Source organism: Caldalkalibacillus thermarum, assembly GCF_014644735.1.
GTDB classification, from domain to species: Bacteria; Bacillota; Bacilli; order Caldalkalibacillales; family Caldalkalibacillaceae; genus Caldalkalibacillus; species Caldalkalibacillus thermarum.
The window spans coordinates 1-22,597 of the sequence record NZ_BMKZ01000045.1; the positions used below are offsets into that span (position 1 = coordinate 1).

General features: G+C 49.1%; 23 protein-coding genes and 1 rRNA gene. All 24 read right to left on the reverse strand.

Features of this window, described 5'->3' with window-relative positions; genetic code table 11:
- Positions 1–208, reverse strand: a 16S ribosomal RNA gene (locus tag IEW48_RS14080); the annotation flags it as partial.
- A gap of 363 nt (positions 209–571) precedes the next feature.
- The gene (gene lysS / locus IEW48_RS14085) at positions 572–2,056 is read right to left on the reverse strand and encodes a lysine--tRNA ligase (RefSeq protein ID WP_188624313.1); all 1,485 of its coding nucleotides are present in this window, start codon (positions 2,054–2,056) and stop codon (positions 572–574) included.
- A gap of 148 nt (positions 2,057–2,204) precedes the next feature.
- Positions 2,205–2,681 (reverse strand): transcription elongation factor GreA, encoded by a 477-nt coding sequence (gene greA, locus IEW48_RS14090; RefSeq protein WP_007502300.1) that lies wholly within the window; start codon positions 2,679–2,681, stop codon positions 2,205–2,207.
- 182 nt (positions 2,682–2,863) lie between these two features.
- Positions 2,864–3,859, reverse strand: a complete 996-nt coding sequence (dusB, locus tag IEW48_RS14095; protein WP_007502302.1) for a tRNA dihydrouridine synthase DusB — start codon at positions 3,857–3,859, stop codon at positions 2,864–2,866.
- A complete protein-coding gene (locus tag IEW48_RS14100; RefSeq protein ID WP_371874889.1) occupies positions 3,849–4,082 on the reverse strand; it encodes a helix-turn-helix domain-containing protein in 234 nt (77 codons plus the stop codon). The genes dusB and IEW48_RS14100 overlap by 11 nt, the downstream gene beginning before the upstream one ends.
- Positions 4,046–4,579: a 2-amino-4-hydroxy-6-hydroxymethyldihydropteridine diphosphokinase gene (gene folK / locus IEW48_RS14105; protein WP_007502306.1), complete on the reverse strand. Its 534-nt coding sequence runs from the start codon at positions 4,577–4,579 to the stop codon at positions 4,046–4,048. The genes IEW48_RS14100 and folK overlap by 37 nt, the downstream gene beginning before the upstream one ends.
- The gene (gene folB, locus IEW48_RS14110; protein WP_371874885.1) at positions 4,576–4,944 is read right to left on the reverse strand and encodes a dihydroneopterin aldolase; all 369 of its coding nucleotides are present in this window, start codon (positions 4,942–4,944) and stop codon (positions 4,576–4,578) included. The genes folK and folB overlap by 4 nt, the downstream gene beginning before the upstream one ends.
- Before the next feature lie 4 nt (positions 4,945–4,948).
- The gene (gene folP / locus IEW48_RS14115; protein WP_188624315.1) at positions 4,949–5,791 is read right to left on the reverse strand and encodes a dihydropteroate synthase; all 843 of its coding nucleotides are present in this window, start codon (positions 5,789–5,791) and stop codon (positions 4,949–4,951) included.
- An 82-nt stretch (positions 5,792–5,873) separates the two neighbouring features.
- Positions 5,874–6,728 (reverse strand): aminodeoxychorismate lyase, encoded by an 855-nt coding sequence (gene pabC / locus IEW48_RS14120; protein ID WP_188624316.1) that lies wholly within the window; start codon positions 6,726–6,728, stop codon positions 5,874–5,876.
- A gap of 12 nt (positions 6,729–6,740) precedes the next feature.
- Positions 6,741–7,322, reverse strand: a complete 582-nt coding sequence (gene pabA / locus IEW48_RS14125) for an aminodeoxychorismate/anthranilate synthase component II (RefSeq protein ID WP_188624317.1) — start codon at positions 7,320–7,322, stop codon at positions 6,741–6,743.
- A complete protein-coding gene (locus IEW48_RS14130) occupies positions 7,319–8,887 on the reverse strand; it encodes an anthranilate synthase component I family protein (protein ID WP_371874886.1) in 1,569 nt (522 codons plus the stop codon). The genes pabA and IEW48_RS14130 overlap by 4 nt, the downstream gene beginning before the upstream one ends.
- 167 nt (positions 8,888–9,054) lie before the next feature.
- Entirely contained in the window at positions 9,055–9,987 is a 933-nt protein-coding gene (cysK, locus tag IEW48_RS14135) for a cysteine synthase A (protein WP_188624318.1), read from the reverse strand.
- A 150-nt stretch (positions 9,988–10,137) separates the two neighbouring features.
- Entirely contained in the window at positions 10,138–11,028 is an 891-nt protein-coding gene (gene hslO / locus IEW48_RS14140; RefSeq protein ID WP_188624319.1) for an Hsp33 family molecular chaperone HslO, read from the reverse strand.
- 36 nt (positions 11,029–11,064) lie between these two features.
- Positions 11,065–11,829, reverse strand: a complete 765-nt coding sequence (locus IEW48_RS14145; RefSeq protein ID WP_188624320.1) for a type III pantothenate kinase — start codon at positions 11,827–11,829, stop codon at positions 11,065–11,067.
- An 84-nt stretch (positions 11,830–11,913) separates the two neighbouring features.
- On the reverse strand, positions 11,914–13,935 hold the full coding sequence (gene ftsH / locus IEW48_RS14150) for an ATP-dependent zinc metalloprotease FtsH (protein WP_188624321.1): 2,022 nt from the start codon (positions 13,933–13,935) through the stop codon (positions 11,914–11,916).
- A gap of 79 nt (positions 13,936–14,014) precedes the next feature.
- On the reverse strand, positions 14,015–14,563 hold the full coding sequence (hpt, locus tag IEW48_RS14155) for a hypoxanthine phosphoribosyltransferase (protein WP_188624322.1): 549 nt from the start codon (positions 14,561–14,563) through the stop codon (positions 14,015–14,017).
- On the reverse strand, positions 14,557–16,029 hold the full coding sequence (gene tilS / locus IEW48_RS14160; RefSeq protein ID WP_188624323.1) for a tRNA lysidine(34) synthetase TilS: 1,473 nt from the start codon (positions 16,027–16,029) through the stop codon (positions 14,557–14,559). The genes hpt and tilS overlap by 7 nt, the downstream gene beginning before the upstream one ends.
- 23 nt (positions 16,030–16,052) lie before the next feature.
- Complete coding sequence (prkT, locus tag IEW48_RS14165) at positions 16,053–17,006, reverse strand: serine/threonine protein kinase PrkT (protein WP_007506062.1); 954 nt, start codon at positions 17,004–17,006, stop codon at positions 16,053–16,055.
- On the reverse strand, positions 16,996–17,733 hold the full coding sequence (locus IEW48_RS14170; RefSeq protein WP_188624324.1) for a vWA domain-containing protein: 738 nt from the start codon (positions 17,731–17,733) through the stop codon (positions 16,996–16,998). Before IEW48_RS14170 ends, prkT begins: the two co-directional genes overlap by 11 nt.
- Before the next feature lie 169 nt (positions 17,734–17,902).
- Complete coding sequence (gene spoIIE / locus IEW48_RS14175) at positions 17,903–20,389, reverse strand: stage II sporulation protein E (protein ID WP_188624325.1); 2,487 nt, start codon at positions 20,387–20,389, stop codon at positions 17,903–17,905.
- A 262-nt stretch (positions 20,390–20,651) separates the two neighbouring features.
- Complete coding sequence (locus IEW48_RS14180; RefSeq protein ID WP_188624326.1) at positions 20,652–21,038, reverse strand: S1 domain-containing RNA-binding protein; 387 nt, start codon at positions 21,036–21,038, stop codon at positions 20,652–20,654.
- 102 nt (positions 21,039–21,140) lie between these two features.
- Positions 21,141–21,524: an FtsB family cell division protein gene (locus IEW48_RS14185; RefSeq protein WP_188624327.1), complete on the reverse strand. Its 384-nt coding sequence runs from the start codon at positions 21,522–21,524 to the stop codon at positions 21,141–21,143.
- 24 nt (positions 21,525–21,548) lie between these two features.
- The gene (yabQ, locus tag IEW48_RS14190) at positions 21,549–22,166 is read right to left on the reverse strand and encodes a spore cortex biosynthesis protein YabQ (RefSeq protein WP_188624328.1); all 618 of its coding nucleotides are present in this window, start codon (positions 22,164–22,166) and stop codon (positions 21,549–21,551) included.
- On the reverse strand, positions 22,163–22,462 hold the full coding sequence (gene yabP, locus IEW48_RS14195) for a sporulation protein YabP (RefSeq protein ID WP_007506056.1): 300 nt from the start codon (positions 22,460–22,462) through the stop codon (positions 22,163–22,165). The genes yabQ and yabP overlap by 4 nt, the downstream gene beginning before the upstream one ends.
- Between the last annotated feature and the right edge of the window lie 135 nt (positions 22,463–22,597).

The window sequence follows — 22,597 nt, forward strand, 5'->3', positions numbered from 1 at the left end:
ATGCGACCGAAGGTCCTATCCGGTATTAGCCCCGGTTTCCCGGGGTTATCCCGGTCTTACAGGCAGGTTGCCTACGTGTTACTCACCCGTCCGCCGCTCGATCCACTCCCGTCCGCCCGAAGGCTTCCGGAAGCTTCACGCGCTCGACTTGCATGTATTAGGCGTGCCGCCAGCGTTCGTCCTGAGCCAGGATCAAACTCTCCATCAAAACTCATCCCAAAGGAATGAGCCCCGCACGCTTGTGCTTTGTTCAGTTTTCAAGGTTCTCTTGTCAAGCGACGTTCCTTATCATAACAAACAACAACTAATCTGTCAACCTATTTTTTAAAAATCCACATAGACTACGGAACGCACCTGTTCTTTCGAGTACAGTCCCGAATCATAGTCTTTTAAGTTTGTCCTCTCGTAACAGCAGATAACAATATACCACAGGTTAGGCCAGAATGCAAGATGTTTTTGAGATCCTATTTAGGGGATTGACTGTAAGCTCACTTTGTATCATCAATCCCGCAAAACAGATAAAAAAATGAGGGAGCATACCCTCCCTCACATGTTATCTTTTGCCCACGCTTTAATCCTTCTCTCTCATCGTGGGGAACAGTAACACATCCCGGATAGAAGGGGCGTTCGTTAACAGCATCACCAAACGGTCGATGCCAATCCCTAATCCACCGGTGGGGGGCATGCCATACTCCAAAGCCTCAATAAAATCTTCATCCATACTGTGGGCTTCCTCGTTTCCTTGCTCCCGTTCAGCCAGCTGAGCTTCAAAACGCTCCCGCTGGTCAATGGGGTCGTTTAATTCCGTAAAGGCATTGGCATGCTCTCGCCCAACAATATAGAGCTCAAAACGATCCGTAAAGCGGGGATCTTGCTTGTTCTTTTTGGCCAACGGCGAAATAGCCAGAGGATGCCCATAGACAAAGGTGGGTTGAATCAGGGTATGCTCCACTTTTTGCTCAAAAAACTCATTGACAATGTGGCCAAAAGTCATGTGTGGTTCGATCTCTACACCATGCTCTTTTGCTAGAGCCCGCGCTTGTTCATCACTCATCTGTTGGGAAAAGTCTATACCGACTGTCTCTTTGATGGCCTCCACCATGGAGATTCTTTTCCACGGCGTGGCCAAATTGATCTCGTGTTCACCGTAAGTGATCGTTGTTGTGCCCAGCACTTCGAGGGCCACATGTTCAATCAGTTTTTCCGTCAGCTCCATAATATCTTCAAAGTCGGCATAAGCCTGATATAACTCAAGCATTGTAAACTCTGGGTTATGCCGGGTGGAGATTCCTTCATTGCGGTATACACGGCCAATTTCATATACCTTTTCTATGCCACCCACAATGAGACGCTTCAAGTGAAGTTCGAGCGCAATGCGCAGATACAACTCCATATCCAAGGCATTATGATGGGTAATAAACGGACGGGCTGCTGCTCCCCCGGCAATGGTGTGTAACGTGGGCGTTTCCACTTCCAGAAAGCCAAGCTTGGCCAAATAGTTGCGGATGGCCTGAATGATGCGGCTGCGCGTTACAAAGGTTTGCTTCACTTCCGGATTGATAATCAAATCGACATAACGCTTGCGGTAGCGCTGCTCCACATCTTTTAAACCATGATACTTGTCGGGCAAAGGGCGCAATGATTTGGTCAACAAAACAAAAGTTTTCGCTTTAACCGTTGTTTCACCCCGTTTGGTTTTAAACACCGTGCCATGTACACCGACAATATCCCCTAAATCAGCTTGTTTGAACAGCTCAAACGCTTCTTCGCCCACTTTATCCAGGCGCACATAGATCTGGATGCGCCCTTTCATATCCTGAATGTGGGCAAACCCTGCTTTTCCCTGCTCTCTTTTGGTCATAATGCGGCCAGCAATTTGGACTTCGTGCTCTTGGGGATCTAATTCTTCTTTGGGAATATGGTCATAGCGGTCCAAGATGTCTTGGGAATAGTCGCGCTGTTCAAAGCGCTGTCCAAAAGGATCAATCCCCTTTTCCCGAAGCGCCTGCATTTTTTTCCTGCGTACCAGCAGTTGATCGTTTAATTCTTCGCTCATGCCAGTTTCACTCCCTTTTTGACCAAACCAAAGACTTAGATATATTCCACTATAGGATTAACATCCTTTTGCTAAACTAGTAATACTATACCACGTTCAGAAGGATTTACGAAAGGGAGACCCTCCACGCGGTTCTCCCCTTGATCCTTTACCGTTGAATATCTAAAATTTCATACTGAATGACACCGGCCGGTACGTTGACATCGACCACATCGCCTTTGCGTTTACCCAGTAAAGCCTGGCCGACCGGAGATTCATTAGAGATACGGTTTTCCGAAGGATTGGATTCAGCTGAGCCTACAATTGTATATTCCACCACATCATCAAATTCAAGATCCTTTAAGATGACGCGAGAACCAATACCCACAATCTCAGTGTCCACTTCATCATTTTGGATGACGCGCGCATTGCGCAGCATTTTCTCCAGAGTAATAATGCGTCCTTCAATAAAGGCCTGCTCATTTTTAGCATCGTCATATTCAGAGTTTTCGCTAATATCGCCATAGCTGATCGCCAGTTTGATCCGTTCAGCCACTTCTTTGCGCTTGACTGATTTCAGATGCTCCAGCTCTTGCTCCAGCTTTTTGAGGCCTTCAGCCGTAAGAATGGTTTCTTTTTCAGACATCATTGACTCCCCCAGACATCGTTAAAGTTCCCTAGTCAATGTGTGGGAGATTGACCACTCAGACTAGGATGTGGAAACGGGTGTAAGTGTAGAAAAACTGCCAGTCGACTGATCAACTGGCAGTTAAATTCTAGAAAATCTTATCGTATTATAGGAGAAAACCTTTGCTGATGTCAATAGTCTTATGAAACAGCTTGCTCCTGCTCTTCAAACGGAGCCACAAAATCATACAGGATGTTAAGCAGTTGATCTCTTGTCTCTGCCTGATTAATTTGATTGCGGATCCTGGCCGCCCCGCGCAGGCCTTTAATGTACCAAGAAGCATGCTTGCGCATCTCTTGGACGGCGATTTTTTCTCCCTTCAGGGCGATCAGACGGTCCATATGCAGTTTACATATATCTATCCGTTCTTTGGGAGTAGGTTCAGGGTATAGTTTGCCTTCTTCCAAATATTTCACTGTGCGGTACAGCATCCATGGGTTACCCAGCGCGGCACGCCCAATCATGACTGCATCTACACCAATTTCATCCAGCATTTGTTTGGCTTTCTGGGGGGAATCAACATCGCCATTACCAATGACAGGGATTTTCACCGCTTCTTTCACTTGCTTAATCACATCCCACCGTGCCTTTCCCTCGTACATCTGGGCACGGGTGCGTCCGTGAACGGCCACAGCCTGGGCTCCTCCCCGTTCTGCTGCCAAAGCATTTTCAACGGCATAAATGTGTTCATCATCCCAACCAATCCGCATTTTAACTGTGACAGGCTTTTCAACAGCATCTACCACAGCGGCTACCATCTCATAAATTTTATTGGGATCGAGCAGCCATTTCGCTCCTGCATTGCACTTGATAATTTTCGGTGCCGGGCAGCCCATGTTAATGTCAATAATATCGGCGTTTGTTTGTTTATCCACTATTTTTGCAGCTTCGACCAGCGTTTTACGGTCACCGCCAAATATTTGCAGTGACAGAGGCCTTTCCCTTTCATCCACATACAGCATCTTTTTGGTGCGCAAATTGCCGTGAATCAGCGCCTTGTCACTGACCATTTCTGCATAAACCAATCCGGCACCAAACTCCTTGGCGATCAGCCGGAAAGCTGGATTGCACACCCCGGCCATAGGCGCCAGCACAACCTGGTTTTTTAATTTAATGGGGCCGATCTTAAAGGCCATCATTGTCACCCCTTTCTAGCTGATCATGATCTATATCTCCTTTTAATTCCTTAACGTCAACGTCCAGTACCTTTGCAATTTCTGCCAAAAACTCGGGAGACGGTGCTTTGTTTCCCCGTTCTACCGCACCTAAAACAGAAACCGACACATGGAGTGCATCGGCCAGCTCTTTTTGAGTATAGCCCTTTAATTTGCGAAATGCACGTATCCGTCTGCCCCAAATGTCAAGCTGATCTTCCACTTCTCGACACCCTCTCTGTTCACCTGTTCCAGCAGATGACGGACAGGCTGATGAATCCCTGGTATCACTACATCAGGCGCAATCTCGGCTAATGGAACAAGCACAAATGCACGCTCGGTCATTCTGGGGTGTGGAAGCTTAAGATATTTCGTTTCTAAAGATAAATGATCATAGAGCAAAATGTCAATATCAATCGTGCGCGGCCCCCAGCGCACATCACGGGTCCGGCCCAGCTGCTTTTCAATAGACTGGGTCAAACCCAACAGCTCATGAACGGTGAGAGATGTTTCCCCTTTCACGGCCATATTAAGGAACGGAGGTTGGTCTACATACCCTACAGGTTCTGTTTCATAAATGGAAGACAAGCGGCTCAACCTTACTCCGGGATGATCTATCAAGCCGTTCAAAGCTTGCCGGAGATAACCTTCCCGCTGTCCCAAATTGGAACCCAGCGCCAAGTAAAAAGGGGACTCGCTCATGCTAAATCCCCTCCGTCATCCCGCCTGCGCCGGATCTCCACGGCAACACCTGCATATTGACCCGGAATAGGCGGAGTAGGTTTGGTCACCTTCACCTTCACTTCCTCCACTTGAGGAAAAGTACGCAAGAGCTGACTGGCAATATCTTCTGCCACCGCCTCAACCAAGCGATACACTTTCTTTTCCATAATTTCCTGCACCAGACGATAAATGAGGCTGTAATCAATGGTGTCTTCCAGACGGTCCGATTGGCCGGCTTTCCTCAGGTCAAGATAGGCCTCCACATCAACAAGATAAGGCTGCCCCAATGTGTTCTCTTCCGCAAAAACGCCATGGTAGGCATAAAACCGCATGCCTTGAAACACAATTTTATCGATGCTGGCCGCCCCCTTTCCTACCCAACATCACATCCATCATTTTCACGGCCCGGCATACTTCTTTTACATCATGAACCCGGACAATGTCACACCCTTTGGCGATACCCAGACATACAGTGGCAATCGTGCCTTCCACCCGCTGATCAACAGGCAAATTGAGCGTATGGCCGATCATCGATTTGCGGGAGGTGCCCAAAAGCACCGGGTAACCCAAGGCGGTAAACGTATCCAATGAACGCATCACTTCCAAGTTGTGCTCATAAGTTTTGGCAAAACCGATCCCCGGATCGAGAATAATTTGCTCCTCTTTGACCCCTGCTTGGCGGACCAGCTGAATACTTTCATACAAGTCATTGATCATGTCCCTGATCAGATGCTGGTAGTCTTTGTTATGCCTGTTGTGCATGAGAATAATGGGCGCTCCGGTTTCTTTGGCCACCTGGGCCATGGACTTGTCCGCTTTAGCCCCCCACACATCATTGATGATGTGGGCTCCCTTCTCAAGGGCTTCCTTGGCGACGTTCGCTTTATAGGTGTCAATGGAGAGGGGAACGTCGAAGCGAGAGGCCAGGGCTTCTACAACAGGGATGACCCGCTCCAGCTCTTCTTCCTCAGGCACCGGTGTCGCCCCGGGGCGGGTGGATTCCCCGCCAATATCGATAATGTCCGCCCCATCAGCGATCATCCGGGCGGCATGATCAACCGCCTGGTCTAACCGTTGATGCTTCCCCCCATCGGAAAACGAATCTGGTGTCACATTCAGGATCCCCATCACATACGTTTTTTGGGAGAAGTCCAAAGTAAACGGACCCGCTTTAATCTTGCCTCGTTTCATCTGTGCTCACCCTTGTCTACGGAAAATCTCTATGGAAAATCGCTTTTTATCTTTTTTTATCTCCTTACATTGACTAGACGTCCTACAGACAAATCTCGCCAATGGACCATAGCTTCGTTTTTTGCTGGTGATAGTACTGACGCAAACGGGTCACCACCGCATCAGCATCGGGGTCAGGATAGGACCGCTCATCCCACTGGGTGACCGCCACCAGTTCCTGCACCGAGTTGGTGATAAACACCTCTTCTGCTTCCTGGGCAAAAGGAAGGTCATACTCCCCTTCCTCAAACATTATCCCTAATAAAGAAGCCATGCGTAAGACCCACTGTCTGGTGATACCGTTTAAAATCCCTGTGGACAAGGCGGGCGTGTATAACTTTCCTTGTTTAATAAAAAACAGATTGCTGATGACCCCCTCGGCCACTTTGCCACTCTTAGTCAGCATGACCCCCTCAGCACCGGCTGGCACCTCCCGTTGGGCGAGGAGATTATTTAAAAAATGGTGCGATTTCCAGCGCTCATCTTTCTCCGGCTCATTGCGGCGGACGGAGACAGTGCGCAATACCTTATAGTCTGGCGCTGGGGACACAGGGCTGACGAACAAAATCTCAGTCACTTGATCATAAGGGGTTGAAGGAAGTCCAACGGGGGCAGCTCCAGCCGATACATTCAGGCGGAAGCGTCCGTCCTCCAGACGGTTGGCCTCCAGTAAACATTCAATCTGACGGACCACCCGCTCCCGGTCCGCCTGCCAAGGCAAACCGATTTCCCGGCACCCCTTTTCCAGCCGGGCCAAATGGTCATCCAGCAGAAAGGGATGTCCCTGATAAGTGCGAAAAGTTTCAAACAAGCCGGCCCCGTACAAAAATCCGTGATCAAAAACGGAAATGTGGGCTTCATCTTTCGCTACTAGCTTACCGTTTAAAAGGAGGAGCATTTCCATTCCTCCTTAGGTTTTACGAGGCGCATAATTTTCAATAAAATTTTGAAGTAACTTTTTCCCGTGCTGGGTCATGATCGACTCCGGATGGAACTGCACGCCTTCAATGGGCAAGTGCTTATGGCGAATGGCCATAATTTCTCCTTCCTCCGTCCAAGCGCTCACTTCCAATTCGGACGGCAAACTTTCCTTGTCCACAATTAAGGAATGATAGCGCGTCGCTTCAAACGGCGAAGGAACCTGATGAAACACTGTTTTCCCATCGTGATAAATCAGAGAGGTTTTGCCGTGCATCACCCGCTCAGCCCGGATCACTTTTCCTCCAAACACCTGGGCAATGGACTGGTGGCCCAGACAAACCCCGAAAATGGGAATTTTTCCGGCAAAATGGCGGATCACATCCAGGCTGATTCCTGCCTCATTGGGGGTGCATGGTCCCGGAGAAATCATGATATAATCAGGGTTTAGGCGTTCAATGCCTTGTATATCAATGGCATCATTGCGGTAAACGTGCAGTTCTTCACCTAATTCTCCCAAGTACTGGACCAGGTTATACGTAAACGAATCATAGTTATCAATCATGACAATCATCTTTCTCGTCCTCCCTCTGCTAAGCTCAGGCTCATTCTGGCTTCACTCTGCTCTAACGCTTTCCACAGTGCTTTCGCTTTGTTTAATGATTCCTGATACTCTTTTTCCGGCACTGAATCGATAACAATGCCTGCTCCAGCTTGAACATGGGCCCAGCCATCCTTGGCTAAGAGCGTGCGGATGGCAATGTTGAGCTCCATGTCGCCGTTAAAATCAATCCAGCCGATGGAGCCGGTATAAATGCCCCGCCGGACCGGTTCCAGTTCTTCGATAATTTCCATCGTCCTCACTTTAGGGGCCCCGGTAATCGTTCCCCCCGGAAACACTGCCCGAATCACGTCAAAGGCATCTTTCCCTGCTGCCAATTGACCCTGCACATTAGAGACAATGTGCATGACATGGGAGTATTCCTCAATGACCATAAATTCAGTCACCTTGACGCTGCCAAAGCGGCAGACCCGGCCCAGATCATTCCGCTCCAAATCGACCAGCATCACATGTTCAGCCCGTTCCTTCTCATGGTTAATCAGTTCCCGGGCCAGGCGCAAATCTTCAGCCCTGTTCATCCCCCGGGGCCGGGTACCGGCAATGGGGCGGGTATTCAGCTGGCCCCTTTTCAAGCGGATAAGCTGCTCCGGAGAGCCGCAGACCACCTGCAATTCGGGAAAATGAAGATACCCCATGTACGGAGAAGGATTAATTTCCCGCAAGGCTTTGTAAACCTCTACAGGGGGCACCAACAGGGGACGGGACTGGCGGACGGACAGGTTCACCTGAAAGACGTCCCCAGCGGCAATGTAATCACGCACTTTTTGCACGGCATCAATAAAGGCGGCCTCAGCAAAGGACGGGCAAATCTCCTGTCTTACTCCCCGCTGCTGGGAGGGCTGCCTCCACAAACCTGCCGTACCTGCCTGTGGCTCTTCCTTCCCTCCTTTGCCTTCAAGCGTGTTCATCACCGCCATCAATTGATCCCGCCATTGAAGCAACCGGTCCTGGGCCAGAGCATAATCCTGCGCCAAATCACCGCTTCTGTGTTGATACACCACCAGCCAATGTTGATCTTGCTCATGATCATACACCAAAACACGCTCAAACACCAGTAAGTAGATGTCCGGCAGTTTTAAATCATCTTGGCTCCATTGGGGCAAACGCTCAATTTCCCGGACTAAATCGTAACTGAAAAAACCAAGCAGCCCCCCGCAAAAATGTGGCAAATCATTGACAGCGGGGGCCCGTCGAGCAGCCGTCCATTGGCGAAGAAGATCAAGCAGGTTCCCGCGCAGAACATTGTGTTGCACCGGCTGTTCCTGTCCATTCAGCCCGGTGATGACCAGCTCCCTGTCTTTTCCTTTCAAGACACAAACCGGTTGGCAGGCCATCACAGAGTAACGGCCAGCCCGGCCGCTTTCCAACAGCACATGGTAGTTTAACCTTTGCGTCACCCGCTCATAGAGGGCAAACCAAAGCCCGTGGTCTAAATCAATCTTCAAAGCCAGTGGAAAAAAGGTATGCTGATTCGTTAGTTTAGCTTGTATCTCTGCTAATGTGGGTTTAAACATCATGCTGACACTCCACTCACACTAAGACTGATGTTTTCATTTTACTGTAATCAGCCCAAAAATACATTATACAAATACGCGTATGGTCAGAAATAAATAGCATTGTTCCAAAAAAAATACAGCACCGTTTGATGAAACCGTGCTGCAAACCGGTAGCGCTTAAATATCTCTTATTCCTCTGTTTCAAATTGATACAGCGGTGTGCTCAAGTAACGCTCCCCGTTGCTGGGTGAGACCGTCACCACTTTTTTCCCCTTGCCCAAACGCTTGGCCACTTCTAAAGCGGCATATACATTGGCGCCGGTCGAAATGCCGCCCAGAATCCCCTCTTCCCTGGCCAGCCTGCGGGCAGTTTCAAAGGCGGTCTCGTTGGAGACGGTGATCACTTCATTATAAATGGAGGTGTCCAAAATGTCGGGCACAAATCCAGGGCCAATGCCTTGAATTTTATGAGGGCCTGGCTCGCCCCCAGATAAAACAGGCGAATCTTCCGGCTCTACAGCGACAATATGGAGACGGGGAAATTTAGCTTTTAATACTTGCCCTGCCCCGGTGATGGTTCCCCCTGTTCCAACGCCAACCACAAAGGCATCCAGTTGATCACCCACTTGCTCTAATAATTCTTTGCCTGTTGTTTCCCGGTGAATCTTGGGATTGGCCTGATTCTTAAATTGTTGGGGCATAAAGTAATCGTCGTGCTCAGCCAATAATTCCTCTGCTTTTTGAATGGCTCCTTTCATGCCCTGCTTCCCGGGGGTGAGCACCAGTTCGGCCCCGAAGGCACGGAGAAGATTGCGCCTTTCAATGCTCATCGTATCAGGCATGACCAAAACCGCTTTGTAACCTTTGGCTGCAGCCACCATGGCCAAGCCAATCCCCGTGTTGCCACTCGTTGGTTCAATAATGGTCATTCCCGGCCGCAATTGACCCGCACGCTCAGCCTCTTCAATCATAGAAATGGCGATCCGGTCCTTGACACTGCTGCCCGGGTTAAACCATTCCAGTTTGACATACACATCCGCCTCCTCTGGTCCGACAAGCTTGTTCAGTTTAACCAGAGGAGTTTGTCCTATCAACTCTGTGATGCTATTAGCGACACGCATCGAAAAACCTCCTTATGCGCTTAAAACAAAACCAAAACCAAGTATTTTTATATGTTTTATTTCATTGCACTCATTTTATCATATTTTCTTCTTCCGTCAACCATAAAAAGGTTCAATGTTGTTACATTGAGGAAAAATTACGACCGTCCCCTAATCCTGCTGATCAGCAATTAACTGCTGTAATTCGTCTTTAGAAACCTCATAGGTCTCCCCGCAAAAGTGGCAATTTACCTCTGCTTGTCCCTGTTCTGCCAGCATCTTTTCTAACTCTTTAATGCCCAGACTGGCCAGCACTTCTTTGACCCGCTCCTTCGAACAGTTGCAGGCAAAGCGAATGGGCAACCGTTCCAACCACTTGATTTGTGCAGCGGGAAACAGGGTTTCAATCATCTGCTCAGGCGTATAGCCCTGATCCACCATTTGCGAAACAGGGGGAATCTCCGTCAGCCTTTTTTCTAACTGGCTGATAAACTGGTCCCGAACCCCGGGCAACAGTTGAATAATATAGCCGCCGCTTGCTTTAACCGAATGATCAGGATTGACCAACACTCCTACCGCAACGGCAGATGGCGTTTGTTCTGACTGGGCAAAATAGTAGGTAAAATCTTCCCCAATCTCACCGCTAACCAAGGGGCTTGACCCCTGATAAGGCTCCTTTAAGCCAAGATCACGGGTGACATAAAGATAACCCTGGGCACCGACAGCCCCGCCCACATCCAGTTTGCCCTGGTCGTTCAAAGGCAGATCAACATGGGGATTGGAGACAAACCCCCGCACCTCTCCCTTACCGTTGGCATCTACGATAATCCGTCCAATTGGACCGTTACCAGCCACGCGAATCGTGAGTTTCTCCTCACCCTTTAACATGGCCCCCATCATGGCACCGACCGACAGGGTACGCCCAAGAGCGGCTGTGGCTGTGGGCCAAGTGTCTTGCCGGCGGCGGCACTCCTCCGCCACCTGTGTGCTGCGAACTGCATAGATACGTACTTTTCCCTCCAACACCAGTGCTTTGACCAGATAATCTTGCTGGGAACTCATCTCCTAAGCCTCCTTTATCCTCGCCAGATCACGTTTTTAACGATTCCGTTGATACAACAAATATAATCCTTTTAAGGTTAGGAATGGATCAACGTGCTGAATATATCTCGACTTCTGGGCAATAATCTCCGCCAGTCCCCCGGTGGCAATGATGGTGGGCTTGCAACCTTTTTCTTGCATAATGGTTTCAATAATCCCATCCACTTGCCCCACATAACCGTACAAAATTCCCGCTTGCATCGCTTCCACCGTATTGCGGCCAATCACCCGCTGGGGAAATTTAAGCTCAATACGGGGCAGCTTGGAGGCATATTGATACAGGGCTTCCGTTGAGATCTGCACACCCGGGGCAATGGCCCCCCCTTGATAGCGGCCCTTTTCATCCACATAACAAAACGTGGTGGCGGTACCAAAATCTATAATGATCAGCGGGGGTGTATACTCGTTAAGGGCGGCTACCGCATTGACAATCCTGTCGGCCCCAACCTCTTTAGGGTTTTCATAGTGTATGGCTAATCCTGTTTTTAACCCTGGCCCCACAACAAGCGGGGTTTGCTTAAAATATTTTGTGCACATCCGCTCCAGAGCAAACATCAGCGAAGGAACAACCGAAGAAATGATAATCCCACGGACATCAAGGGGAGAAAGGCCCGCTTCCCGAAACAACCCCTTGACCAGCATACCGTATTCATCTTCCGTTTGCTGCTTATGGGTAGTGATCCGCCAGTGATGGGTCAGCTGATCCTGTTGATAAACCCCCAATACAATATTGGTATTGCCTACATCAATCACAAAAATCATCAGTCTCACCCCATTTGGAAATTAAAAAAGGAGAGCCTTGTGCTCTCCCTTATTTTACACCTTTGTTTTCCACAGGTGCAGTTGTTAATCCTCTTTATTGTCTTTATCCCCTTGCTTTTCTTCAATATGCTTTTCCTCAGCGCCATCTGTTTGCCGTCTATCTTGAGGGCGGTATTCTTCCCCTTTTTTAGACTGAATGTGCACTTTGACATCGTCCTTGGCCTCGGTGGCTCCTTGGTTTGGCCCTGCTTCGCCTTGTTTGTCTTTCCCGCCTTTTAGCGGATGATTGGACAGTTCGCCCGTCTCGATCACTTCTTTGATTTGATCGGCGGTCAACGTTTCAACCTCAAGCAGGGTCTCAGCCACTAATTCCAACTTATCGCGGTGCTTGGTCAACAGTTCCTTGCACCGTTCATACTGTTCAGTGATGATCCGGCGCACTTCCTGGTCAATTTCATAGGCGATCTGTTCCGAGTAATTGCGCTCATGGCCAATATCCCGGCCAAGGAACACTTGCCCTTGGTTCTCGCCGAATTGCAGCGGCCCCAGCCTGCTCATGCCGAACTCGGTTACCATGCGGCGGGCAATTCTCGTGGCTTTACGGAAATCATCGGAGGCGCCTACGCTTACTTCACCAAACACAATCTCCTCAGCCACGCGCCCGGCCAAGAGTCCGGCAATCCGGTCTTTCAGTTCAGGTTCGGTCAAAATAAAGCGCTCTTCTTTAGGAATAGGAACCATATAACCGCCAGCTTGACCACGGGGAACGATGGTCACCTTATGCACCAGATCGGCGTTAGGCAAAAAGTACCCGGCAATGGTATGGCCCGACTCATGATAAGCCACAATTCTCCGCTCTTTCTCCGAAACCCGCCGGCTGCGCTTTTCCGTCCCGGCAATCACCCGGTCAATGGCATCATCTACTTCAGCCATGCTAATCTCTTTTTTATTGCGGCGGGCAGCCAAAAGGGCCGCTTCATTCAGCAAGTTTTCCAGATCAGCACCGGCAAACCCTGGAGTGCGTCTGGCAATCACCTCAAGATCGACGTCAGCAGCCAGCGGCTTATTGCGGGCATGCACTTTAAGCACTTCCACACGCCCTCTAATGTCTGGCCGGTCCACCGTAATTTGCCTGTCAAAACGACCCGGACGCAACAAGGCGGGATCGAGAACATCGGGACGGTTGGTCGCCGCCATAACGATAATGCCCTCGTTAGATTCAAACCCATCCATTTCAACTAACAACTGGTTAAGGGTTTGCTCGCGCTCGTCATGGCCACCGCCCAAACCAGCCCCACGCTGACGGCCAACGGCATCAATCTCGTCGATGAAGATAATACACGGTGCATTTTTCTTGGCATTTTCAAACAAGTCGCGAACGCGGGAAGCACCCACACCAACGAACATCTCCACAAAATCGGAACCGGAAATGCTGAAAAAGGGAACACCCGCTTCTCCAGCCACTGCGCGTCCCAGCAATGTTTTCCCCGTCCCCGGGGGGCCAACCAATAACACGCCCTTAGGAATGCGTGCCCCAAGCTGGGAAAATTTTCGGGGGTCTTTCAAGAACTCAACAATCTCTTCCAATTCTTGTTTTTCTTCTTCCGCACCCGCTACATCCTTGAAGGTCACCTTTTTCTTGTCATCCTGAATCAGCTTGGCTTTACTCTTGCCAAAGTTCATTACCCGATTGCCGCCGCCCTGGGCTTGACTCATCAGGAAGAAAAACAAGAATAAAATGAGCAAGAACGGGATCAATGTGGTGAAAAAAGTTAACCAGATGGGATCACCTGGAGCAGGTTCATAATTTAAAGGCACACCTGCCTGATTGATACGCTCGATCACTTCATTGAAATTCATGGGGGCGTATGTATAGAAACGGGATGTGTCCCCGACTGCACTCTTATATTCCCCTTCAATGTACCACACGCCGCGGTGAGCCTGAACGTGCAGTTGGTCAACCCGTCCTTCCTCTAAATATTGAAGGAACTGATGATAATCAATTTCCTTAGCCTCTTCCCGGTTATTACTCAAAAAGCTGAATAAGCCTACAACTACAAGAAAAATAAGCAAGTAAAACGCAGTATTCCGAAAAAAACGACTCATTCCTTACCTCCTCCCGCGGGTACCAAAAAGGCTCGCCAAACAAACCAGATAATATTGTACCATATGATATTCATACCCCTCAAGGTTTATTCGGAGTGTACACCTCAGGTTTTAACACCCCAATAAAAGGCAAATTGCGGTATTTCTCGGCATAGTCCAGTCCGTAACCCACAACAAACTCATCAGGCACTTCAAATCCTGTCAAATCAGGTTTAAGATCCACTTTGCGCCGGTGGGGTTTATCCAGCAAGGTGACGATTTTGACTGATTTAGCTTTGCGGTGGCGCAACAGATCGACCAGATATTTTAAGGTTAACCCGCTGTCAATAATATCTTCCACAATGAGCACATGACGTCCCTGTACGGTCGTGTTCAGATCTTTAATAATTTTAACCTCACCTGAAGATTCGGTCCGGTTGCCATAACTGGAAACATCCATAAAATCCATTTCCAAGTGAATATCCATGTGCTTGATCAGATCGGTCATAAACAGGGCGGCTCCTTTTAAAACACAGATGACCAGCGGATTTTTATCCCGGTATTCTTCTGACAAAATTTGGCTCAGCTCCTTGACTTTCTGAGCAATTTGTTCCTCTGAAATCAACACCTCTTTAATGTCGTCTAACACCCAAAACCCTCCTTCATGTTCATCGTCAGGACGTACATCTCCTTCGTCTTATCCGTCACTTTGGCTCTGTCTGAGCGCTTCAGGCCGGGAATCCAGATCACGCCTTCTTGATCAAGAATGATGGGCCACAAGTCGCGTTGGTGTTGCGGTATTTTACAATCAATAAATATATCTTTCACTTTCCTGTGACCTGTCATGCCAAGAGGCTGGATCTTGTCACCGGGCCGACGATTGCGCACCAGCAAAGGGAAATTCAACTCCTCTGCATCAAAATAAGCTCGTTGAAGCCCCCTTTGATCTTTCTGCCGGCCACTGCCTTTCTCAGGCCTCTGGGCGGAAACCGGCCGCTTGTCGATGGTTAGACAAAAGGGCAGCCCTTCCCATTGATATGTACCAGGACCAGAAAGCTCATAACAAAAGCTGATTTGGGCATCCGAACCGCTCAAGGTCCGCTTGCGCAAGAAGAGGACATCATACTGACGCTCCACATCAATTTCAGCGGGAAGGTGCAGCTGTTGGTGCCCTTCCTCCCTCTTGATCACACCCAAAACGCTGTCAATATGTGCTTTTTTCCATTGACGGACATGAGACAGATAACTTAATAGTAGTAAAATCACCCGTCTTTGTAAAGGAGGAGGTAATTGGCGCAGCGCTGGCAGCCGGACCCGGATCTGTTGCTCGGAGCGCTCATCGACAATGTGAACCAGTTTCTCCTCAGCCAGCTGAGTCAAATAGGCTTCATCATCGGCAACAAGGTGGGTCATCTCCTGGATGACCTGGGGCAGATTGGGATTTAAGGCTTTCATTTTGGGCACCAGGTGATGCCGAATCCAGTTGCGGGTCGCATCATCCGCTAGATTGCTGCGATCCAAACGGGGGTGAAGTTCGTAGATTTGGCAGTAGTATTCAATCTCATCTTTAGTCAGGGCGAGAAGGGGACGGATCAGTTCGCAAGCTGCCAGGGGGCCAAACTCTGCCAGGCGGCGCTTGGGGCGCATCCCGGACAACCCTTGCAGGCCCGTGCCCCTGATGAGACGCATCAGCACAGTTTCCACCTGGTCATCCGCATGGTGGGCTACAGCCACCTTGTCACATTTCTGGCTCAGGGCCACTTCTTTAAATAAAGCATAGCGGCATTCTCTGGCCGCCACTTGCTTGCTCAACCTGTGTTTCCGGGCGTAAGAGGCAACATCACGCTTTTTAGAGACACAGGAGATGTTCCACCTGGCACACATCTCTTCCACATAGGCCTGATCCAAATCAGCCTCATGCCCGCGCAACTGATGATTGAGATGGACGGCGACCAGTTCAAGATCCCACCTGGCCTGGAAGCGCCACAGCCAATGCAGAAGCATCATCGAGTCGGGACCTCCGGACACAGCCACCAAAATCCGGTCACCGCAGGCTAACAGGTTATGTTCTCTAATTGTTGTCAATACCTTCTCATCAATCTGCTTTAACTCCATGGTTCCCCACGTATCCTGGATTTCTATAATGCCTGATAGAATAAGTATAAAGCAAACAAAAAGATCAGAAAAGACGAGATGAACAGAAACGAAATGACTTTTCCCAGTTTCCACAACAATGAGCGCTTTTTCCTAGGTGCTTGGTGCCGCTGTGCTGAAATGGCCCCCCCTGCAGGCCTTCCCTTTTTTTGCCCTGTTTCTTGCCTGGCCTGCCAGGCCAAAAGCCAATCCTCTCTCATCTTCTGCGCAGAACGGTACCGACCGGACAGTGCCCTCCATAAAACATGCCGATACGGGAACAGCCCCTGGGTCTCTTCTAAAGCCTGTTTGAGGGTGCGGGCAGGATCGTTCCCGGCTGTCAGCGGCTTACCCCGAACGATGTGCATCACGATCAAGGCCACGCTAAACAAATCGTAGCTTGACTCGGCTTTCCGGTCACCCATGCCCCAGCACCCGCGGTCATACAGCTCCGTATACTCCTTAATGGCCCAGCCCATGCGGGTCACTCCCCCTGCATCAAACCAGGCTAAGCGGGGAGGCTTTCCCGTCACCAGCAAGTGTTCCGGTTTCAAATCCCCAAACACCCATCCTTCTTGATGCAACTGCTCTAGAAAGCCAAGCAACTGCAACACCAAAACCGGCAGCCAGTCTTCTCCCCGCTCTTTCACAAAACGGATGAGCGGAACCCCTTTAATGACATTCATCACATAAAACGGGCGAACCCCGTCAGGACTGTGCCAATCATCCACATCATAAAGGGAAGGCCCAAGGACTCTCCCTTGCGCCTTCTGAAAATGCTTTAAAACATTGACTTCTGATGTCAGGGAAAACAGATCCTGTCCCACCTTCAGAGCGAGAGTTTGCCCCCGATGCTCCACCAGATAGACTATGCCATTGGCTCCCCGGCCCAGCTCCTTGTGCACCGTGTATATCCGCCCGTTCCATTTCCCCGTAATTTGCGCAGGATCAGAAAACATACTCGCGCAACATCCCCTCATCATCGTCAGTGCGCTGGCCACAGGGAGTCAGTCCTGTAAAGTAAAACAGCGCTTCTTCCAAGGCCGGTCCGGTCGGCGTCGTCCCTTGAACCGTCAAACGGCTAAACACCCTGTCCAAGGCTTCCAGTTCAGTTGAGAAATCCATATGTTTACAAGCATAGCCTGATGTATGGGGGTAGGTCCATAATGAAAAACGGTTTTCACCGGATCTGGATTGTAAAGATAGTTTTAAATCTCGCAAGGCCTCTTTGACAGCTGCCATTTTGTTTTTCATTGAAGCGCTGGTGTCAACCAGAATCAGCACGTCAAGGGCCAGCGTTTCACCCAGATGTTCAACCACCTCCACCACCTGTCCCCTTTTTTCCGGCGGGAGGGCCTCCACACTTTGCCCTTGCCCCAAGATATGCTGCAATTCTTTATGGACAACCTGTTGGATGGTTTGGGTCATGGCCTGGCGGGTCACCATTTGCACCGTTTTAGGCAGGTTGTGGCTGTACACCACCTGATGAATACCTCCAGCTGCAGCAGCAATCTCTTCCACTTCCCTGATTCCCTGCTCACCCAGCTGTCCATCATCTAGGATGCCAATCACATTCACCGTAATCCCCTGCTCCCTGGCCATTGCCGCCACAGCAACAGGATCTTTCCCTTCATTGGAACATCCATCCGTGATTAACAAGATTTGTTTTAATCCTCCCTTAGTCATCTAAATAACCCCTCCTTTCATGTTATTACCAGCATTGACCAAGGAGGGGTTATTCCATACCTGTGCTCTGATATCCAATATCTGCGCTGTTGCGCTGTATTGATACTCCCATAACAAACATAACATCGAGCTTGAACAAGCTGCCCATCTAGCATGATCAGGCTACCCATTAAGTAGAGGCCAACAATTCCCCTTTTGTACTTCGCAGTTTGGGAATATGGGCCAGGGAAATCGTGGACCATTCAGGGATATGCCGCTCCACTTTGGCCACTACAACCGTCATGTCATCCAAAATTTTGCCCTGGGAGAAACGGATCACTTTTTCAAGTAACAGATCAGCAACCTCTTGGGGATCGTTGGTTTCAATCTCGGCAATCAGCCGCCTCATCCACCGCTCTTTATTTTCGATATGACGCGGTGCATCAAAAAGGCCATCGGTCATCATCACCAATAAATCCCCTGCCTTCAGCTGTTCACTCACCACATCGACGTCAATATCTTGCAAGATCCCAATGGGTAAATTATGAGCGGCAACAGATAAACACTGATCCCCGCGCTTGATGAAACTCGGTGTGGAACCAATTTTGATAAATTTAGTTTGAGCCGTGTGCAAATCGATGACTGCCAAATCAAGTGTTGAAAACACCTCCTCCGGGGAGCGCAGGGAGAGAATGGCGTTGATCGATTTAATGGCGACCGTTTCTTCAATACCCGACTGCAAGATATATTGTAACAAGTTGAGGGTTTCCCTGCTTTCCTGATGGGCCCGCTCGCCATTGCCCATTCCGTCAGCAATAGCCACTGCATATTTAGCCGGACCGATGGCCATGGTATTAAAACTGTCGCCGGACAACAATCCTCCCCCTTTGGCCGCGCTTGCCACACCGATGGACACCTTGAAACGTTTGGCTGAAACCAGCCTGACCTTGCAATACCCCCCTGTTGCAAAGACGCTTTCTTCTTTATCGACCATAATCGGCTCGCCCACAAGGTCTGACAGAAGAGGAGCCACAATTTTTTCACACTCTTCCCGTCCGTAAGCCAGAGGTAAACTCAGCTCGATTTCTACATTGCCTTCATCGAGAGAAATAATATCCACATAGCGAATAGATAAACCTAATTCTTCTAGCGCATCCAAGACAACCTGTTCCTGAACCTGATGATTTTCAGCTTCCCGTTTGATTTCCCTTGCAAAGTTCGTCATCACCCTGGACACACCAGACAGCTGATCGGCAACAAGCCGCCTTGATTCTTGGCATAATTGCTTATATTTGAGGAGGATTTTTGTTTTTTCCAATTCAGCCCCAATCAGCTGCATCACCTTCTGTGCCTTCATACAATACTGATTCCACTCCTTGCGCAAGGCGCCAGACAACTCTCCATGATTTTCCATATGGTCAACCACTTGTCCCATCAGTTGGTAGGTGTCTTGAAATTTCCCTTGCCAACACTGTTCCTTTTTAAAACAAACCTGGCAAGTATGTTCCGTGACTTGACTTAACAAAAGGTCCACATGGCGCTGCCTTTCTTCATCTTGCTCGGTGGGTTTATGGGAGAAACTTTTGGCCAGCTGCTGAAATAACTCAGCAAACTGTTCCACTTTTTTGGCTGTGACATCCCGCAGCCGTTTCATATACTCCTGCTCTAGCGCCGCATGTTCTGGTGTCCCGGGAATATATTGGGATATGGTCATAAACACTTTTTTTGGCGTTAGGAAAAAGAGCATAATGGCCACGACAGACTCATAAAATGTAGACCAAAGACCGGTCTCCCCTAAATAGAGTCCCATCAGCAATGTACCGATTAAGAGACCCGTAGCCACCCCGATTTTCTTTCCTTCTTTTAACAGCCCCCCTAATAAGCCGCTGAAGGCTAAGAGGCTCATTTCTAGCATGGCCTCCACATTAGCCAGGCTTAAGATAATACCGGTCACCACTCCCACAGTCGCGCCAATCGCTCCACCGGCGGCCAGGGCAAAGACCAAAATGGCATAGCGGGACAAGACATGCTCGAGGGAAATATCTATCACCATCCAGCCCACCGTGCCCGTCATCAGCGAAGCCAGCAGGATGACCAGACATACCAGCTCTTCATTTCTCAGAGGCGCTTTCCGCTTCCGATTGGTCAATAATGGGACACTTTGGACAAAAATGAGAGTGAGGACCAAACTTAACAAAGCTTCTACAGCCGCCATCAGGGCCGTATAGCCTGTCCAGTACTTAACATAGGCGAAGCCAAGATTAACCAATAAAACGGCCATGAACACCGCAATGGGCGTATAACTTATCGCTCCTTTGTGCCAGCGTTCCAACAATTTTTGCAGCCCAATAAAGAACAAAATAGTGACCAGTAATTTAAACGGAGAGGCCAGTTCATGGCTGGCCGCTCCCAACAGCGTACTGAGGGAGGCCAAGAACAGCTTGTCCCGGCGCAAATGATAAACCACCGCAATAAACGGAATCACAAACGGTGCGATCTCTCCGATAATCAAGGCTCGTCCCAGTAAAAAGCCGGCCAGGAAGATCGCTAAGCCCCACTGTTGAAATAAACGCGCCTTTACTTTTGCTGGCAGCCTTAAAAGCCGTGCCATTCCCCCTTTGTTCTCCGTTATGAATTGCCAAACAGATTGAGAAACACTTGATTCCAGTTTGCGCATAACATATACACCACCTGCCTGATATAGTGTTATCATTATAAACCCTCTGTGGTCTGAATTTTGTCAAAACAAGGAGTCCGGCCCAAAAAAAAGCTCGACATAATTCCTGTGAAAAAGCTAAAAAATAAAGGGACTGTCGGATGGTCAAGAATAAACACCAACAGCCCCATAACAACGTCAAAAGGGCTGTCCCCCTCAGGAAAACAGCCCTTCGTTTATTTATTTAAACCCAGATAGCAAACCAGGATGAGTATCCATTTAATTATCGCCTTGAGCCCCGACCACCCCGTTTTGTATCCATCTGGCGCTTCAGAGACATGAGCCTGTCTTCGCTTTCTCTTAAAAATTTAGAAATTTTATCCTCAAAGCTGTCTTTGCGCCGGGATGAGGCTCTTGATTTGGGTCTAGGATGATCTTGAGCTTGTTTAATGGAGAGCCCAATTTTTCCATTTTCCTCGACATTGATCACCTTCACTTTGACAATGTCGTTCACTTTTAAAAAGTCATTCACATCTTTCACATACTGGTCGGCAATTTCACTGATGTGTACGAGACCCGTAACCCCATCTGGCAGCTCTACAAAAGCCCCAAAATTGGTGATTCCGGTCACTTTTCCTTCAAGCTTGCTGCCTACTTCAACTGCTGACATGTAGTCAATGATCCTCCTTAATACTTAAACAAAAAATTTATATATAATATTATACCCGAAAATAAAAAAAGGTGTCAAACAAGGGGTACCCGCCTGTCCTGATCACTCCTTGATTTTAAAAATGGTCTCCCCTTCACGGGAAAGAAAATAATCCCGGCGGGCAATCTCGGCGATATATTCCGGGTCGTGCAGGCGGTTAATCTCTGTCTTGAGTTCCGCCTGCCGCATACGCGCTTCCTCCACTTGCACTTGCAACAGGTTCAATTCCGCTTCCATCTCTTGCAACATCTGCTGCTGGTCCCACCACTTCAAACCGGCCCAGGTCAAAAACAGCACCAAGAGCAAACCCACGGCTTGCATCCGCCTGCGTCTGGCCTTGGCGGGGCGGGTTTCTTCTCTGTCGTTGGACAAGGGTTCCGAAGCCGATTGTGAATTGGACGCATCCCTGTATGAACCATATTGTTTCCATGGCTGTTGAGTTTGCATACAGACACATCCCTGCTTTTAAAATCATTTTCTCCTCAACCATTTATTCGCCATCCGGGATAAAAATCCTTTTTTTAACCCCCTTCTTTTTTCTTTTTTATCCGCTGTATCCGTTAGCGTATCGTCGGGCTGATGTTTGGTCCACAGTCCCCATATTTTTTGCCCCAAGCCAAAAAGGCACAGTACCCCCCAGCGTATAAGGCGGAAAACAAACTGTCCGCTGCCAATGATCAGCCCCCCGGTAAAAACCACAACCCCGACCACAACTTTAAAGATGAACTGAAGCGGGCGCACAACCAACAGTGTCAGCAGTTTAACCGTCCAGCGGTACACCGTCAGCACCGCGGAGATCGTGGCATTTAATACGCGCAAGTAGTAGGTTTGAAACAACCCACGGTACATTGCATAGCCCAGAGCAATGGCCACAAAGATGTACAGGCGTACTTCCCCGTGATTAACCCCCTTTAGCCACAGAAAGACCACCATGCCGTTCAACAGCCAGAACAACACATCTTGAATCATATACACCAGCGAGCGCTGGGTTGGCCCTCTCAGGCGGAAATAGGTGTCAAAACTGGCCCCCAGGAAAAGGCCGGCTCCAATCATATGGAGCATGGTCAGAAACTGTGTATCCAGGCTCACTTGAATAACTTGCTAAAGAGCCCTTTAGCTTTCTCCCCACCGTGTCCTTGATCCACATAAACCATTTCAAGCACCAATCCCTCAATGGAGACCAACCCACGCTCTACATTCAAGCTTTTCATATGCAGGTTTTGCCCGCGAATGGCCAAAAAGCCAGCTTCTGTTTCCAATAAAAATTCTTCGCTGTCAAAGCTTTCTACATTAATCACGCCCGTTAAATCCAGTTGTTTGCGGTTGACCATCTTCACTTCGTGATGTTTGCTCTCACTTTTGCCATAGTGGCTCCCATCAAGCATCCGCTGTCCCTCCCTCTAGAAATGTTGATCTATCAAGGCTTTTCGGCCTCTCAGGGGTGTCCAAAAAATATTTTTCGACAAAATCCCTTACATCCTTTTTCAGTTTTGTGGATATCTTACAGACCTAGGGTGCGC